Here is a 17,196-nt window from a genome sequence, read left to right on the forward strand (position 1 = left end):
ACTCCGTTAAACGGCTTGCTGCAGGATCACCGCATCGGCCTTCTTGGTGTAGGAGGCGATCTCGTTGAAGTTGAGGTAGCGGTAAGTGTCTGCCGCAGTGGCATCCAGCGCCTTGGCATACTGCAGGTACTCCGCCACAGTCGGGATCTTGCCGAGGATGGCGGCAACGGCGGCCAGCTCCGCAGAGGCCAGATAGACGTTGGCACCTTTACCCAGACGGTTCGGGAAGTTACGGGTGGAAGTGGAGACCACCGAGGCCCCTTCCGCTACCCGCGCCTGGTTGCCCATGCACAGGGAGCAGCCCGGGATCTCGATGCGGGCACCGACGCGACCAAAGATGCCGTAGTAGCCCTCTTCGGTCAGCTGATCCTTGTCCATCTTGGTGGGCGGCGCGATCCACATGCGGGTAGGCAGCTCGCCCTGATACTTCTCGAGCAGTTTGCCGGCGGCACGGAAGTGACCGATGTTGGTCATGCAGGAACCGATGAACACTTCGTCGATCTTGTCGCCAGCCACGTCGCTCAGCAGACGGGCATCGTCCGGATCGTTCGGCGCACACAGGATCGGCTCCTTGATGGTGGCCAGATCAATCTCGATGATCTCGGCATACTCGGCATCCTTGTCCGCTTCCATCAGGGTCGGGTTGGCCAGCCACTCTTCCATCCCCTTGATGCGACGGGTGATGGTGCGCGGGTCACCGTAACCTTCGGAGAGCATCCATTTCAGCATCACGATGTTGGACTTCAGATACTCGATGATCGGCTCTTTATCCAGCTTGATGGTGCAACCGGCAGCGGAACGCTCGGCACTGGCATCGGCCAGCTCGAAGGCTTGTTCCACTTTCAGGGTCGGCAGACCTTCGATCTCGAGGATACGGCCGGAGAAGATGTTCTTCTTGCCCGCTTTCTCGACGGTCAGCAACCCCTTCTGGATGGCGGCATAGGGGATGGCATGGACCAGATCACGCAGGGTGATGCCCGGTTGCAGCTCGCCCTTGAAGCGCACCAGCACGGACTCCGGCATGTCCAGCGGCATCACACCGGTGGCGGCGGCGAAAGCCACCAGACCGGAGCCCGCCGGGAAGGAGATACCGATGGGGAAACGGGTATGGGAATCACCACCGGTTCCCACGGTATCCGGCAGCAGCATGCGGTTCAGCCAAGAGTGGATGACGCCATCACCCGGACGCAAGCTCACACCGCCGCGGTTCATGATGAAGTCCGGCAGGGTGTGGTGGGTCTGTACGTCGATGGGCTTCGGATAGGCGGCAGTGTGGCAGAAGGACTGCATGGTCAGATCGGCGGAGAAGCCGAGGCAGGCCAGATCTTTGAGCTCGTCGCGGGTCATCGGGCCCGTGGTGTCCTGGGAGCCGACCGTGGTCATCTTGGGCTCGCAGTAGGTGCCGGGGCGAATGCCCTTCACGCCGCACGCCTTGCCCACCATCTTCTGGGCCAGGGTGAAGCCTTTGCCGGTATCGGCCACCGGCTGCGGGCGACGGAATACGGTGGAGAACGGCAGCCCCAGCGCTTCGCGGGCCTTGTCGGTCAGGCCGCGGCCGATGATCAGCGGGATACGGCCACCGGCGCGCACTTCGTCGATCAGCACGTCGGTTTTCAGTTCAAACTGCGCCAGCACCTGTTCGGTGCCGTGTTTGCAGATCTTGCCGGCATAGGGGTAGATGTCGATCACATCGCCCATTTCCAGCTTGGAGACGTCCACTTCGATAGGCAGAGCGCCGGCATCTTCCATGGTGTTGAAGAAGATCGGGGCAATCTTGCCACCCAGACAGACACCGCCAGCACGCTTGTTCGGCACGAACGGAATGTCGTCGCCCATGAACCAGAGCACCGAGTTGGTGGCGGATTTACGGGAAGAGCCGGTACCGACCACGTCACCCACGTAGGCCAGCGGGAAGCCTTTCTCTTTCAGGGCATCGATGGTCTTGATGGGGCCGATGGCGCCATCCTTGTCCGGGGTAATGCCGGGACGGGCATTTTTCAGCATTGCCAGGGCGTGCAGCGGAATGTCCGGGCGGGACCAGGCGTCCGGTGCCGGAGAGAGGTCGTCGGTATTGGTTTCGCCGGTCACCTTGAACACGGTGACAGTGATCTTCTCGGCCAGCTCCGGGCGGGAGAGGAACCACTCGGCATCAGCCCAGGATTGCATCACCTGTTTGGCGTGGGCATTGCCCGCCTTGGCCTTCTCTTCCACGTCGTGGAAGGAGTCAAACATCAGCAGGGTGTGGGAGAGCCCCTTGGCGGCAAGCGGCGCCAGAGTGGCGTGATCCAGCAGGTCGATCAGCGGCTGAATGTTGTAACCACCCTGCATGGTGCCCAGCAGCTCGACAGCTTCGGCGGCAGTCAGGATGGGAGAGTGGGCTTCGCCCTTGGCGACGGCGGTGAGGAAGCCGGCTTTGACATAGGCCGCTTCATCAACACCGGGGGGAATACGGGAGGACAACAGCTCTTTCAGAAAGTCTTCTTCGCCAGCGGGCGGGTTCTTGAGCAGTTCAACCAGGGCAGCGACCTGCTCTGCATCCAGAGGTTTGGCGACCACGCCCTCGGCGGCACGTTCTGCGACGTGTTTACGGTATGTTTCAAGCACGACTAATTCCTCTTTGGTCTTTTTTTGGGGTTCGCCCAGGCTCGCGGCGATCGTCCTTGCGGGACACCCCGTAGGGTGCTCCCCACTATATAAGTTTTAACGACTAATTAAAATCCAAACCCTGTTTACTCATTCACCACAAAATCATAACCAATTAAACAGGCTGGTATTTTTTGATAATTAATTGAACGTCATCAATCAGAGTTAACAAATTGGCATCATTTCGGCATTATTCGAACGTACTGCCCAATTGCAGATAGAAGACGTCATTGCCCCCCTCCGCCATGCCGTAGCCGAGGAACACAGGGCCGAGGAAGCTCTCCACCCCGACATAAAGCGACCCGGCGGTAAACGAGCTCTCCAGACTGATATCCTCCCCCTTGTTCCAGACCCCGCCCTGCTCCAGAGATCCGCCCAGATAGAGCGGCATCTTGAGGGCACCGAAGTCATTGTCTGCCACCCGATAGATGTAACGCAGGCCACCAAACAGGCTGTAGCGACCGCTCAGCTGGTAGCGCTGGAAACCGGAGAGGCGGAACAGCCCGCCCAGATCCTGAATATGCAGTGGCACCACCTCTTCACTGCCCGAGCCACCCCCTTCGAGGATCAGGTTGAGGCTGTGCCTGTCCCATGACCAGGGCTTGATCATGGAGAGTTGATAATTCCAGCCTTCACTGCGGCCATCTGCCGACTCGAGTCCATCCACACTGACGTGGGAGTGGCCCAGTTTCATATCCCACTTCACCCCCTGATAGGGGAAATAGCGGCTATCCAGATTGTCGTGTTCAAAGCGGACATAGGGGCCCCACGCCGTGGCATCCCCTTGCAGCTCTTTGAAGTTTTTGATCTCGATACTGCCCGTCTGCCCTTCCAGCCCCATAGACAGGCGGCTCCAGGGCTGACGATTCCAGCCGACCGCCAGATCGGCGCTGAAGAAGGAGTACTCGGTATCGAGATAGGTAAATATCGGTTCGTCCGGATCCGGATTAAAGAGGCTTCTCTGGGTCTGGTCATAGGCTAGGCTCGCCTCGCCATAGAAGGTCTGGGAGGGCTCCAGCGGTGTATAGAAGTCGGTCTTGATATGTTTGGCCGTGCCCAGTGATGCCTCGGTCAACCACTCGGCCCCCCACTCGTTGACGTTGGTGAGGGTGTAGGACATGCCGACGTTGTAGTTGGAGGTATTCTCGAAGTCATCGGTGAAACCGAACTGGAAGTTGAGGTAACCAGGCCCCCAGTTCTTCTCGCTGGCATCCACTACCAGCACGTTCTCCCCATCGCGCTCCTCCACTTCATAGGTGATGCGGTCAAACGACTCCAGCGCATAGAGGCGGCGAATGCCAGCCTCCAGACTCTCGTTGGTCTGGATCTTGTCCGGCCGAACCTTCAGCATGGCGTGCACCGTCTCGTCGGAGAGGCGCGACTTGTTGATGATCTCCACCTTGTCGATGAAGTAGGCGGGTTGACCACTTCGCTCGGCACGGCGGCTCAGCTTCTGGTTGCGATAGGCGTTGTACTGCGCCTTGGTGAGCGACAGCTTATCGAGTTGCAGCGACGCCTTGTACGCCGCCGCCTCACCCATTTTGATCCCCTCCGGCATGCGGGCAAAGTCGGCGATCCCCATATCGCCAAACTCGGGAGCGATCAGTATGTCTTTCGGCCCCATCAGCGCCTTCTGCTTGTCGGTACCCACCTGGGTCATGTAGGTGGTGAGCTGGTCGATCATCGCCAACCCTGACTTGAGTGATTCACGGGTACGCAGCTTGGCACCGATATCCACCGCGATCACCACGTCGGCCCCCATTGCCTTGGCGACATCCACCGGCATGTTGTTGACGCTACCGCCGTCCGCCAGGATGTGCCCCTCCCACTCCACCGGCTTGAGGGCACCGGGAATGGACATGGAGGCCTGCATTGCCTTGGCCAGGCTGCCGTGATCCAGCACAAAGGGGGTGACCGTCTCCATGTCGGTCGCCATGGCGCGGTAGGGAATGGGGAGATCGTCGAAGCTCTCCTGTACCGGCAGGTTGGAGGTGGCCCCCCGCAGCAGGCTGGCCATGGATTGGCCCTGGAAAAAACCGTCCGGCAGCTGGGTGGTGTCGCCATTCACCCCGATATCGGTGCGCAGCTGATACTGCTCGTTCTGCTGCTTTTTACGCAACGACAGCTCGTCGCGGCCCACCTTGTCCTGATAGCCCTTGTTCCAGTCGATGGCCAGGGTAGTGCGCTCCACCTCCTCGGCACTGAGCCCCATGGCGTACATCCCCGCCACATAAGAGCCCATGCTGGTGCCGACTATGATGTCGACCGGAATCCGTTTCTGCTCCAGCACCTTGAGGATGCCGATATGGGCCGATCCCTTGGCACCGCCGCCGCTGAGCACCACCGCAATTTTCGGGCGCTCCCCCTGTGCCGCCACAGCCAGCAGCGGGCAGGCCGCCAGCATCACCAAAAGCAGACGGGTCCATCCCGCACCTAAGCTGCGCATCATATTTTCCATATTATTCAGAGGGTCAGTCACCAAGGATGGCCTCTACTATAAGGGGCCCGGCAGTTAGCGCAACCGTCAATCCGCCTCCCGCCTGTGCTGCATGGCGAAGGGGCGAGTCGCCGCCCCTGTGAGCGCAAACGTAATCCGCAAATAAAGGGCTGCAAGCCTCATGGGTAGCGCCGCGCTGCCGCTAATATGAGCGTCGTCAATCTCAACCTTTTGAGCACCTTTATGCTGGCAACCCTCACTCTTAAACAGAAAATACTGGCCACGGTCACCCTGGCCGTGGTCGTCTCCTGCCTGCTGGTAGGCTACTTCAGTCAACGCTCGGCCCAGCAACTGATCGAAAACCGGATGTTCGAGCAGGAGCTCCCCAACCTGACCCAGCGGATCAGCAAGGAGATTGAACAGGATCTCCACGGCATCGCCCAGGCCGCCCGCCAACTGGCCACCGACCGCTTCATTCTCGACTGGGTGGATCGGGGCATGCCCAAAGAGCAGGAGCCGATCCTCATCAACCAGCTCAAGGATGTGGCCAACCAGTATGGTCTGGTGACGGCCTCCTTCGCCGATCGCCAGACCGCAGCCTACTACAACCAGGATGGCTTTCTGCGCAACCTGACCCCAGCGCAGGACGCCTGGTTCTATGACTACACCAAGAGCCAGAAGGAGATGACCCTCAGCATCTTCCGCGAGAGCAACGGCGAGGTGAAGCTGTTCGTCAACTTCCAGCAGCTCAACGGGCGCGGGCTGGCCGGCTTTGCCAAATCCCTCGATACCATGGTGACCATGGTTTCCAACTTCCGGCTGGAAGAGAGCGGCATCGTCTTTATGGTCGATGGCAGCGGCAAGGTGAAGCTGCACCCCGAGGCCAACCGTATCGAACGCGATACCTTGGGCGGCATCGCCAGCGGTGATACCGGCAGCCTGCTGGCCAAACGTCCCTTTGCCGTCATCAACGCCGAAGTCAATGGCGAGCCCATGGTACTGGCCAGCAGCTATATCCCGCTGCTCGACTGGTATCTGGTGGCCCAGGTGCCAGAAGCCGAGATCTATGCCGAGCTGGATCAGACCCGCAACGAGATCCTGATGATCTCGCTGGTGATTGCCCTTGCCATGGGGCTGATGGGGATGCTGCTGGCAGGCTCGGTCAGCCGCCCGCTCAACGAACTGGCCCGCCTGTTCAAGGAGCTGGGCAGCGGCGATGGGGATCTTACCCAGCGCCTCAAGGTGGAAGGACGTGACGAGCTGAGTCAGGTTGCGACCGGCTTCAACAACTTCGTCGCCAAGATCCACGGCTCCATCGAGCAGGTGGCGGAGAACTCCCGCCAGCTCGCGGCCACCGCCAACGAGGTGGCCAACAAGGCACAGCTGACCCAGCACAACTGTACTGCCCAGCGCGATCGCACCGTGCAGGTGGCCACCGCTATCCACGAAATGGGGGCCACGGTGAGCGAGATCGCCGGTAACGCTTCGCTGGCAGCAGAAGTAGCCAGACAGGCCAACGATCAGGCCGATGCAGGGGCAGTAGTGGTAGCGCAGGCGCGCCACGGCATCGTCGGCCTCTCCGGCGAGATTGAGCAGGTGGCAGGGGTTATCGAGTCGCTGGCAAGCCAGACCGACTCCATCGGCAGCATCCTCGAAACCATCCGCAGCATCTCGGAGCAGACCAACCTGCTGGCACTGAACGCCGCCATCGAGGCCGCACGGGCCGGTGAACAGGGTCGCGGTTTCGCCGTGGTGGCAGATGAGGTGCGCAATCTGGCCAACCGCTCCGCCGCCTCGACCGCCGAGATCCAGGGGATGATCAACCGCTTGCAGGAGCAGAGTGCCCGCGCCGTCAGCGCCATGGCACAGGGGCGCAACCAGAGTCTGGAGGTAGTGAGCCAGGCCGATGAGGCCAACGCCGCCCTCGGCCAGATCACCGCCCACATCACCCAGATCAACGACATGAATATCCAGGTCGCCACCGCCACCGAGGAACAATCCAGCGTAGTGGGCGAGATCAACCGTAACGTAGAGGACATCAACCAGCTCACCATGGAGACCGCCGACATTGCCCACCAGCTGACCGAGTCCAGCCGCAGCCTGCAGCAGCTCTCCGGTCAACTCGACAAGCTGGTCGGCAACTTCCGTCTGTAGTCTGCATCCCACTTATGAAGACTCACCAGAGGGCGCTGCGGTGCCCTCTGTCATAGCCACGGCAAACGGTGACGCACGGCCATTCAACCGCCGTTATGCGGCTCTCGAAATGCCTCATAATCAGGGAAATATGAGGAGGAGTTATGGGCAAGCTGATCGTAATGATATTGCTGGGGGGAGTGCTCAGCGCCTGCAGCAGCGGGCCGGTACGAGTACACGGCGCCGACGTGAGCGTAGACGATACCCGGATCCGGGTCAGTGACGGCAGTGGTGGCGGTTATGGCACCTTCTGCCCGCCCGGTCAGGCCAAGAAGGGGCGCTGCTAACCTCTTAGCCAAACCCGAAAACAAAAAGCCGCTCAAATGAGCGGCTTTTTCATGAAGATGGCAGAAGATTACTTTTTCTTCTTGGCCTTGGCGTTCGGCAGGTCGGTGATGGAGCCTTCGAACACTTCGGCAGCAAGACCCACGGACTCGTGCAGAGTCGGGTGAGCGTGGATGGTCAGCGCGATATCTTCGGCGTCAGCACCCATCTCGATGGCCAGACCGATTTCACCCAGCAGTTCACCACCGTTGGTACCCACGATGGCACCACCGATGACGCGACCGCTCTCCTTGTCGAAGATCAGCTTGGTCATGCCGTCGGAGCAATCGGATGCAATGGCGCGGCCGGAAGCTGCCCACGGGAAGGTAGCAACTTCGAAGTTCAGACCCTGTTGCTTGGCCTCTTTCTCGGTCAGACCAACCCATGCCATCTCTGGCTCGGTGTAGGCGATGGACGGGATCACTTTCGGGTCGAAGTAGTGCTTCTTGCCGGCGATGACTTCGGCGGCAACGTGACCTTCGTGAACACCTTTGTGTGCCAGCATCGGCTGACCCACGATGTCACCGATGGCGTGGATGTGCGCCACGTTGGTACGCAGCTGCTTGTCCACCTCGATGAAGCCGCGCTCGGTCACGGCAACGCCAGCCTTCTCGGCATCCAGCATCTTGCCGTTCGGCACACGACCTACGGCAACCAGCACGTTGTCGTAACGAACCGGCTCGGCCGGAGCGTGCTTGCCTTCATAGGAGACGTACAGGCCGTCTTCGCGCGCTTCAACTGCAGTGACCTTGGTCTCCAGCATGATGTTGAATTTCTTGGCCACACGCTTGGTGTAGATCTTGACGATGTCTTTGTCGGCAGCCGGAACCAGCTGGTCAGCAAATTCCACCACGTCGATCTCGGAACCCAGAGAGGAATAAACGGTACCCATCTCCAGACCGATGATGCCGCCACCGATAACCAGCAGTTTGCCGGGAACGGTTTTCAGCTCCAGCGCATCGGTAGAGTCCCATACGCGCGGGTCATCGTGGGGAATGAACGGCAGCTTCACCGGACGGGAACCGGCCGCGATGATGGCGTTGTCGAAGGTCACGGTAGTCTTGCCGTCTTCCCCGGTCACTTCGAGCGTGTTCGGGCCGGTAAATTTACCCAAGCCGTTAACAACCTGAACTTTACGCATCTTGGCCATGCCAGCCAGACCGCCGGTCAGCTGGTTGATAACCTTCTCTTTCCACAGACGGATCTTGTCGATGTCGGTCTGCGGTGCACCGAAGACGATGCCGTGCTCGGCCAGCGCTTTGGCTTCTTCAATCACTTTAGCAACGTGCAGCAGCGCCTTGGAGGGGATGCAGCCCACGTTCAGGCAGACGCCACCCAGGGTGGAGTAACGCTCGACGATAATAGTATCCAGACCCAGATCGGCTGCACGGAAAGCAGCGGAATAACCGGCAGGGCCAGCACCCAGTACTACGACCTGGGTTTTGATTTCTTTACTCATCATGACCTCTTTGTCGTTCTTATATCCCCGGACAGCGCAGTCTTATACCGAAACGGGTGGCTGCAGCCGTGAAAAAAACGGGGCAAGTTTACGATCATGTTAATGAAATGAGAAGTAAAAAGGGCAGGCTCTGGGCCCGCCCTCTCACTTACAGGACCAGTCGACGAATGTCGGACAGCACACCGTTCATGGTGGTGATGAAGCGAGCCCCATCGGCACCATCGATCACCCGGTGGTCGTAGCTCAGAGCCAGCGGCAGCATCAGGCGCGGCGCGAACTCTTTGCCGTTCCACTTCGGCTTCATCTCGGACTTGGAAACACCGAGGATGGCCACTTCCGGCGCGTTGACGATCGGGGTAAAGCTGGTACCGCCGATGCCACCCAGGCTGGAGATGGTGAAGCAACCGCCCTGCATGTCGGCAGCGGTCAGCTTGCCGGCACGGGCCTTCTTGGAGATCTCGGCCAGATCGCGAGACAGCTCCATGATGCCCTTCTTGTTAACATCGCGCACCACGGGCACAACCAGACCGTTGGGGGTATCTACCGCCACACCGATGTGGATGTACTTCTTCATGATCAGCTTGCTGCCATCTTCGGACAGGGAGCTGCAGAAGCGCGGGTGGGCTTCCAGCGCCTTGGCGGCGGCTTTCAGGATGAACACCAGCGGGGTGATCTTCACGTCTGCCTTCTGCTTCTCGAGCATCGCATTCTGCTCTTTGCGGAACGCTTCCAGCTCGGTGGTATCGGCTTCGTCGAACTGGGTGACATGAGGGATCATGACCCAGTTGCGGTGCAGGTTCGGACCGGAGATCTTCTGGATGCGGGTCAGCTCGACCTCTTCCACATCACCGAACTTGCTGAAGTCTACTTTCGGCCACGGCAGGACGCCCAGACCGTTGCCACCGGCTACGCCAGCAGAGGCAGGAGCGGACTCGGCACGCTTGATGGCATCCTTCACGTAGGCTTGCACGTCTTCTTTGACGATGCGACCCTTGCGACCGGAGGCTTTCACCTTGGCCAGGTTGACGCCGAACTCGCGCGCCAGACGGCGTACCGCCGGAGAGGCGTGTACATAAGCGTCGTTGGCAACGAAATCGGTCGCAGCGGCAGCAGCCTGAGCAACCGGAGCCGGAGCAGCAGTAACAGGGGCAGCGGCGACCGGAGCGGCAGCTTGAGCAACCGGCGCGGCAGCAGGAGCTGCGCCAGCCACTTCGAATACCATGATCAGGGAACCGGTGGAGACCTTGTCACCCGCCTTCACCTTGATCTCTTTGACCACACCGGCGAACGGCGCAGGCACTTCCATGGAGGCCTTGTCACCTTCCACGGCGATCAGGGACTGGTCAGCTTCAACCTTGTCACCCACGGCAACCATGATCTCGGTGACTTCCACTTCGTCGCCACCGATATCCGGTACGTTGACCTCTTTGGCAGCAGCGGCAACCGGGGCAGCAGCCACGGGCGCGGCAGCTTGAGCCGGAGCAGCAACGGCAGCAGGCGCAGCGCCAGCCACTTCAAATACCATCACCAGAGAACCGGTAGAGACCTTGGCACCAGCGGCAACCTTGATCTCGACCACGCGACCGGCAAACGGCGCTGGCACTTCCATGGAGGCCTTGTCACCTTCCACGGCAATGATGGACTGGTCAGCTTCAACCATGTCGCCCACGGCAACCATGATTTCAGTCACGTCCACTTCGTCGTCACCGATGTCCGGTACGTGCACATCTTTGCGCACGGCAGCGGCAGGTGCGGCGGCCGGAGCAGCGGCAGCCGGTGCAGCAACTTCAGCAGGGGCGGCAGCGCCTTCGGCTTCGAAGATCATGATCTGGGAACCGGTGGCAACCTTGTCGCCTACCTTGATCAGGATCTCTTTAACGATACCGGCAGACGGGGCCGGTACTTCCATGGAGGCCTTGTCGCCTTCTACCGCGATGATGGACTGGTCCAGCTCGACCTTGTCACCCACGGCCACCATAATCTCGGTGACTTCAACTTCATCGGCGCCGATATCCGGCACCATAATCTGTTTGGACATTGTGCTTTATCCTCTTGCGTCGATCCGCGTGACTGGTTGATGCCGCCACGCACATCTCGCGTTAACCGTTTTAAATCCTGGCAGGGTCACGCCGCATGACGGCGCGACCCTTGATCCACTTACGCGTACAGCGGGTTGACCTTGTCGGCATCGATGCCGTACTTGGCGATGGCGTCGGCCACAACCTGCTTGTCTACCTCGCCGCGCTTGGCCAGTTCGGTCAGAGCAGCAACCACCACGTAGAACTCGTTCACTTCGAAGTGACGACGCAGGTTGGCACGGCTGTCGGAACGGCCGTAGCCGTCGGTACCCAGCACGCGGTAGTTCTCGGTCGGAACGAAGGCGCGAACCTGATCGGCGAAGGACTTCATGTAGTCGGTCGCAGCGATGGTGGCTTCGGAACCCAGTACCTGAGCGATGTAGGGAACACGCGCTTCAGAGGTCGGGTGCAGCATGTTCCAGCGATCCGCGTCCTGACCGTCACGGGCCAGCTCGTTGAAGGAGGTGACGCTGAACACATCGGAACCGATGCCGTACTCGCTGGCCAGGATCTGGGCAGCCTTGCGCACGTGCCCCAGGATGGAACCACAACCCAGCAGCTGAACTTTCGCCTTGGCACCGGCGACGGATTCCAGCTTGTAGATACCCTTGCGGATGCCTTCCTCGGCGCCTTCCGGCATGGCCGGCATGGCGTAGTTCTCGTTCAGGGTGGTGATGTAGTAGAACACGTTCTCCGGGTTCTCACCGTACATGCGGCGCAGGCCGTCCTGTACGATCACCGCCACTTCATAGGCATAGGACGGGTCGTAAGAGATGCAGTTCGGGATGGTGTTCGCCAGGATGTGGCTGTGACCATCTTCGTGCTGCAGACCTTCGCCGTTCAGGGTAGTACGACCGGAGGTTGCACCCAGCAGGAAGCCACGGGCTTGCTGGTCACCGGCTGCCCACGCCATGTCGCCGATCCGCTGGAAGCCGAACATGGAGTAGTAGATGTAGAACGGGATCATCGGGCAATCGTTGGTGCTGTAAGAGGTCGCAGCAGCCAGCCAGGAGGACATGGCGCCCAGCTCGTTGATACCGTCTTGCAGAACCTGACCCTGCTTGTCTTCCTTGTAGTAGGAGACGATGTCGCGGTCTTGCGGGGTGTACTGCTGACCGTGCGGGCTGTAGATACCGATCTGGCGGAACAGACCTTCCATACCGAAGGTACGGGCTTCGTCAGCGAGGATCGGAACGATGCGCTTGCCGATGGACTTGTCTTTCAGCATCACGTTCAGGGAACGCACGAACGCCATGGTGGTGGAGATTTCGCGCGCTTGCTCGCCCAACAGCGGGCCGAAGGCATCCAGCGCCGGGATTTCCAGCTTGGTGGTGCTTTCGCGCAGACGGGTCGGCAGATAGCCTTTCAGGGCTGCACGACGAGCATGCAGGTACTTGTGCTCTTCACTGCCCTCTTCGATCTTCAGGTACGGCAGATCGGCCAGCTGCTCGTCGGCCACCGGCAGGTTGAAGCGGTCACGCAGGTGACGCACGGAGTCCAGCTCCATCTTCTTGACCTGGTGAGCGATGTTCTTGCCTTCGGCCGCTTCACCCATACCGTAACCCTTGATGGTCTTGGCCAGAATAACGGTCGGCTTGCCCTTGGTCTGGGTCGCCTTGTTGAATGCAGCGAACAGTTTGCGAGGATCGTGACCACCGCGGTTCAGAGCGAAGATCTCCTCGTCGGTCATGTCTTTGACCAGCGCGGCAGTTTCCGGATAACGGTTGAAGAAGTGCTCGCGGATGTAGCCACCGTCGCGGGACTTCATGGTCTGGTAGTCACCGTCCACAGTCTCGTTCATCAGCTGGATCAGCTTGCCGGAAGTGTCTTTCTTCAGCAGCTCATCCCACTTGCGACCCCAGATAACCTTGGTCACGTCCCAACCGGCGCCAGCGAACAGGCCTTCCAGCTCGTTGATGACCTTGCCGTTACCGACAACCGGACCATCCAGACGCTGCAGGTTGCAGTTAACCACGAACACCAGGTTGTCGAGCTTTTCACGCACGGCAACAGTCAGGGCACCTTTGGCTTCCGGCTCGTCCATCTCGCCGTCACCCAGGAAGGCGTAAACGGTCTGCTCGGAGCAATCCTTGATGCCACGGTCGGTCAGGTACTTCAGGAAGCGAGCCTGATAGATGGCGGCGATGGGGCCCAGACCCATGGAGACGGTCGGGAACTGCCAGAAGTCCGGCATCAGTTTCGGGTGCGGATAGGAAGGCAGACCCTTGCCGTCCACTTCCTGACGGAAGTTGTCCAGCTGCTCTTCGGTCAGACGACCCTCAGCAAAGGCGCGAGCATAGATGCCCGGGGAAATGTGACCCTGGAAGTAAACCAGATCGCCACCATCCTTCTCGTTGCGAGCACGGAAGAAGTGGTTGAAGCAGACATCATAGATGGTCGCAGAAGAAGCGAAGGAAGACATGTGACCACCCAGGTCCAGGTCTTTCTTGGAGGCGCGCAGCACGATCATCATGGCGTTCCAGCGGATGATGGCGCGAATGCGGCGTTCCATCTCCAGGTCACCCGGGTAGTCCGGCTCATCGCTGGACGGGATGGTGTTGATGTAATCGCGATTTGCCTTGGCAGCCACGTCCACACCGCTTGCGCGGGCTTTCTCGGCCAACTGTTCAAGGATGAACTGAGCGCGTTGCGGACCCTCTTCACGCAGCAGGGATTCCAGAGAGGCAAGCCACTCCAGCGTTTCTATCGGGTCCACATCGTTCTTCAGGATATCAGACATGGCTGGTTCCTATGTTGTTGTGATTGCACGGCATTGCACGGCGAAGGGCGCAAGCATTCGACAATAAAGCCTTGTGGGATTAGTTTTCCTGCTGACGGATCCGACGCATGGATCGCTGGATCCGGCTGTCTTCCCTCTGCATATCCAACAAGGTGTCCTCGATAAAGGCCAGATGCTCATGACAAGCTGTTCTGGCCCGCTCCGGAGCCCCCGAAAGAATAGCCTCGATCAGATTCGCGCGATGGCGACGTATCTTGGCTACCACTCCCGGGCGGCGATTCAAAATCTCGTTATTCTGCAGAATGTTCTGTTCGAGCATCGGGCTCATGGCCCGCAGCAGGTGCAGCAGCACCACGTTGTGGGACGCCTCGGCCACCGCAAGATAAAACTGGGTCACGGCTGCCGATTCGGCCACCAGCGAGCCCAGCTGCCCCGCCTCTTCGATGGTGGTTTGCACCTGACGAATACGCTCGAAATCAGACCCGGTTCCCCGCAAGGCCGCGTAGTAGGCACAGATGCCTTCCAGCGCGTGGCGAAACTCCAGCAAGTCATACTGGGCTTCCGGGTGGGTACTGAGCAGTTCGAACAGAGGATCGGCGATCCCCTTGCTCAGGGCATTCTGCACATAAGTGCCGCCGCCCTGACGGCGATAAAGCAATCCGCGCGCTTCCAGTCGCTGGATGGCTTCGCGCAAGGAGGGGCGCGATACCTGAAACTGGATGGCAAGTTCCCGCTCGGGAGGCAATTTCTGCCCCGGCTGCAGGCTGCCTTCCAGAATCATCTGTTCCAGCTCGGCGACAATGGAGTCGGCCAACTTGGGTTGCGTAATCTTGCGATAGGGCATGAGGCTACTTTGTTAAATTGGTATTACCAATTTTATGGATGGGGCGAAAATTAGCAGAGGCCTTTTGAAAAGTCCACTCAAAAGATGATCTGAGTCAAGAATCAACCCCACCACTTAAGGGGTAAAGCAGGGGAAACATGATTTAGCTCATAGAAAATGGTCTGACCAATATTCTTGACTGCGCTCACAAATAACATATGTGCAACCAGAAGCAAAAATGGCCTGCCAGATCGGCAAGCCATTGATTTTAAAATCCAAACTAAATTTGAATATTTACTTTATCTGTTTAGTAACTGACGGTAGTAATCCCACTGGAAACTGGCCCCGGGATCCGTCTTGCGCCCTGGCGCGATATCGCAATGGCCGACAATTTTTTCGTGGGTAATCGCCGGATAGCGCTCCGAGATGGCTCGAGTGAGCCCCGCCAGCGCCCGGTATTGAGCCTCGGTATAGGGGGTTTCGTCGGTCCCTTCCAGCTCGATGCCAATGGAGAAGTCATTGCACGCCTCCCTCCCCTGCCAGCTCGATACTCCCGCATGCCAGGCGCGCGCGCCAAACGGCACATACTGCACCAGCTCGCCATCACGGCGGATCAGACAATGAGCCGAGACTCGCAGCTGATGGATACCGGCAAAATAGGGGTGAGCCTCAGGGTCGAGTCGTCCCATAAAGAGATCGTCGATAAAGGGACCGCCAAACTCCCCCGGCGGCAGGCTGATGCCATGTACCACCAGCAGGGAGATATCGTCCGGCACGGCCCGTTCGTTGTGATGGGGAGAAGGCACCCGGCGCGCCTGCTGGCACCAGCCAGCGGCATCGATAGAGAAACAAGGTTGCGAAGCGAGTTGAGTCATCGGCTACTCGAGTTGACTGATAAATGGCGAGAAAACGAAGATACCTGATAGGCAACCCGACACCAACTCACTGAATCAATGGGAAGTGGTATGTTAGGCTGAGTCATCTTCCGCTCGATATGGATGGGGTATGCAGCACACGGCACGCTGGATGTGGTTACTGGCCTGGCTCTCTTTGATGGGCCTGCTGACCCTCTATTTTCACTCCCGCAACCAACCAAGCGTCACCGCCAGCGGCGAGCTGTTGCTGCGGGCCGACCAGAGCGGCCACTATCGTCTGGAGGGTGCCATTAACGGCCAGCCGGTGCAACTGCTGCTCGATACCGGCGCCACTCGCATCACCATTCCGCAGCAGGTTGCCGAGCGCCTCGGCCTGACCGCTCATGGCAGCAGCCAGGTCAATACCGCCGCGGGGCAGGTCCGGGTCGGCAACGGCACCATCGAAACGCTGGCGATGGGGCCATTGACCTTGTACGATCTGGCCATCTTTATCAATCCGGCGGCAGACGGTGACGAAGTGCTGGTTGGCATGAACGCCCTCGGTCGGCTGGAGCTGGTTCAAAAGGAGCGGCAACTGCTGCTCAGACCCTTGCAGGAATAAGGCATGTTTCAACAGGATGTCAGCCGCGCCGTGCGCGCCGCACTACTCGAAGATCTGGGCGATGCCCTCACCACGCTGGACCAACCGGACGCCAGCGCCGATATCACCGCCCAGCTGATCCCGGCCAACCGGATGGCCAGCGCCCGGGTCATCACCCGCGAGGCCGGAGTGTTCTGCGGCCAGCCATGGGTGGATGAAGTCTTCCTGCAACTGAAGGCCCAGCTCGGTGGCGAAGTGAAGGTGGAGTGGAAGGTGCAGGATGGGGAAGTGCTTTCCCCCAATCAGGAGCTGTTCCGCCTCCACGGCCCTGCCCGCCTGCTGCTGACCGGCGAGCGCAATGCGCTGAACTTTGTCCAGACCCTCTCCGGCGTCGCCACCCTCACCGCTCGCTATGTGGCGGAGCTGGAGGGCACTGACTGCCGCCTGCTCGACACCCGCAAGACCATACCGGGGCTGCGCACCGCCCAGAAGTACGCGGTCGCCTGTGGCGGCGGCAAGAATCACCGCATCGGCCTCTATGACGCCTATCTCATCAAGGAGAACCATATCCTCGCCTGTGGCGGCATTGTCGAGGCGATTAATGAGGCTCGCCATCTCAATCCGGGCAAACCAGTAGAGGTGGAAGTGGAATCGCTGGCCGAGCTGGAACAGGCGCTGGCGGCCAACGCCGATATCGTGATGCTGGACAACTTCGACGTGACCATGATGCGAGAAGCGGTCGCCATCAATCAGGGCCGCGCCAAGCTGGAGGTCTCCGGCAATGTGACCCTCGACACTCTGGCCGAGTTTGCCGCCACCGGCGTCGATTTTATCTCGGTCGGGGCACTGACCAAGCATGTGCGGGCACTCGATCTCTCCATGCGCTTTATCCAACCGTGAGACGCCCCCCACAGGCTTGAGCAAACACTCGATATAACCGGACAAACAACTTGCAAAAGGCGCCAGAGGCGCCTTTTCTTTATGCAGGATCCCTCGGCAAAGGAGTGTACAGACGGACCCTAATTCGGCCACAAAAAGAGTCAT

Annotated in this window: 11 protein-coding genes; 4 read left to right on the plus strand and 7 right to left on the minus strand. The window is 59.6% G+C overall.

Annotated features, from left to right (window positions below):
* Window positions 1–6: 6 nt before the first annotated feature.
* Both acnB and G5380_RS14270 read right to left on the minus strand, forming a co-directional pair.
* Window positions 7–2,604: a bifunctional aconitate hydratase 2/2-methylisocitrate dehydratase gene (acnB, locus tag G5380_RS14265; RefSeq protein ID WP_421352845.1), complete on the minus strand. Its 2,598-nt coding sequence runs from the start codon at window positions 2,602–2,604 to the stop codon at window positions 7–9.
* Window positions 2,605–2,833: 229 nt separating this feature from the next.
* A complete protein-coding gene (locus G5380_RS14270) occupies window positions 2,834–5,089 on the minus strand; it encodes a patatin-like phospholipase family protein (protein ID WP_407959346.1) in 2,256 nt (751 codons plus the stop codon).
* Window positions 5,090–5,323: 234 nt separating this feature from the next.
* Between G5380_RS14270 and G5380_RS14275 the strand changes: the two genes are divergently transcribed.
* Together G5380_RS14275 and G5380_RS14280 are read left to right on the plus strand one after the other, a co-directional pair.
* Entirely contained in the window at window positions 5,324–7,234 is a 1,911-nt protein-coding gene (locus tag G5380_RS14275) for a methyl-accepting chemotaxis protein (protein WP_421172500.1), read from the plus strand.
* Window positions 7,235–7,377: 143 nt separating this feature from the next.
* Window positions 7,378–7,560, plus strand: a complete 183-nt coding sequence (locus tag G5380_RS14280; RefSeq protein ID WP_005341657.1) for a hypothetical protein — start codon at window positions 7,378–7,380, stop codon at window positions 7,558–7,560.
* A 68-nt stretch (window positions 7,561–7,628) separates the two neighbouring features.
* Here the strand turns inward: G5380_RS14280 and lpdA are convergent, their stop codons facing one another.
* The 5 genes from lpdA to ampD all read right to left on the minus strand — a co-directional run bounded on the left by lpdA (window position 7,629) and on the right by ampD (window position 15,572).
* Window positions 7,629–9,056: a dihydrolipoyl dehydrogenase gene (gene lpdA, locus G5380_RS14285; protein ID WP_005341659.1), complete on the minus strand. Its 1,428-nt coding sequence runs from the start codon at window positions 9,054–9,056 to the stop codon at window positions 7,629–7,631.
* A 148-nt stretch (window positions 9,057–9,204) separates the two neighbouring features.
* Window positions 9,205–11,094, minus strand: coding sequence for a pyruvate dehydrogenase complex dihydrolipoyllysine-residue acetyltransferase (gene aceF, locus G5380_RS14290; protein WP_335812138.1), 1,890 nt, complete (start codon window positions 11,092–11,094; stop codon window positions 9,205–9,207).
* A 119-nt stretch (window positions 11,095–11,213) separates the two neighbouring features.
* Complete coding sequence (aceE, locus tag G5380_RS14295; protein WP_421209448.1) at window positions 11,214–13,874, minus strand: pyruvate dehydrogenase (acetyl-transferring), homodimeric type; 2,661 nt, start codon at window positions 13,872–13,874, stop codon at window positions 11,214–11,216.
* Window positions 13,875–13,953: 79 nt separating this feature from the next.
* Window positions 13,954–14,718 carry a pyruvate dehydrogenase complex transcriptional repressor PdhR gene (gene pdhR, locus G5380_RS14300; protein ID WP_005336127.1) on the minus strand — a complete coding sequence of 255 codons (765 nt, stop codon included), beginning with the start codon at window positions 14,716–14,718 and terminating at the stop codon, window positions 13,954–13,956.
* A gap of 278 nt (window positions 14,719–14,996) precedes the next feature.
* The gene (gene ampD / locus G5380_RS14305; protein ID WP_421209450.1) at window positions 14,997–15,572 is read right to left on the minus strand and encodes a 1,6-anhydro-N-acetylmuramyl-L-alanine amidase AmpD; all 576 of its coding nucleotides are present in this window, start codon (window positions 15,570–15,572) and stop codon (window positions 14,997–14,999) included.
* A 130-nt stretch (window positions 15,573–15,702) separates the two neighbouring features.
* Here ampD and G5380_RS14310 point away from each other — a divergent pair, with 130 nt between their 5' ends.
* A complete protein-coding gene (locus G5380_RS14310; RefSeq protein ID WP_421209452.1) occupies window positions 15,703–16,173 on the plus strand; it encodes a retropepsin-like aspartic protease family protein in 471 nt (156 codons plus the stop codon).
* Between the two features lie 3 nt (window positions 16,174–16,176).
* Window positions 16,177–17,052 carry a carboxylating nicotinate-nucleotide diphosphorylase gene (gene nadC, locus G5380_RS14315; RefSeq protein ID WP_421209454.1) on the plus strand — a complete coding sequence of 292 codons (876 nt, stop codon included), beginning with the start codon at window positions 16,177–16,179 and terminating at the stop codon, window positions 17,050–17,052.
* Window positions 17,053–17,196 lie beyond the last annotated feature (144 nt).

The sequence above is a fragment of the Aeromonas sp. 604443 genome (genome assembly GCF_049170315.1).
In the GTDB taxonomy this organism is placed as follows: Bacteria; Pseudomonadota; Gammaproteobacteria; order Enterobacterales; family Aeromonadaceae; genus Aeromonas; species Aeromonas veronii_A.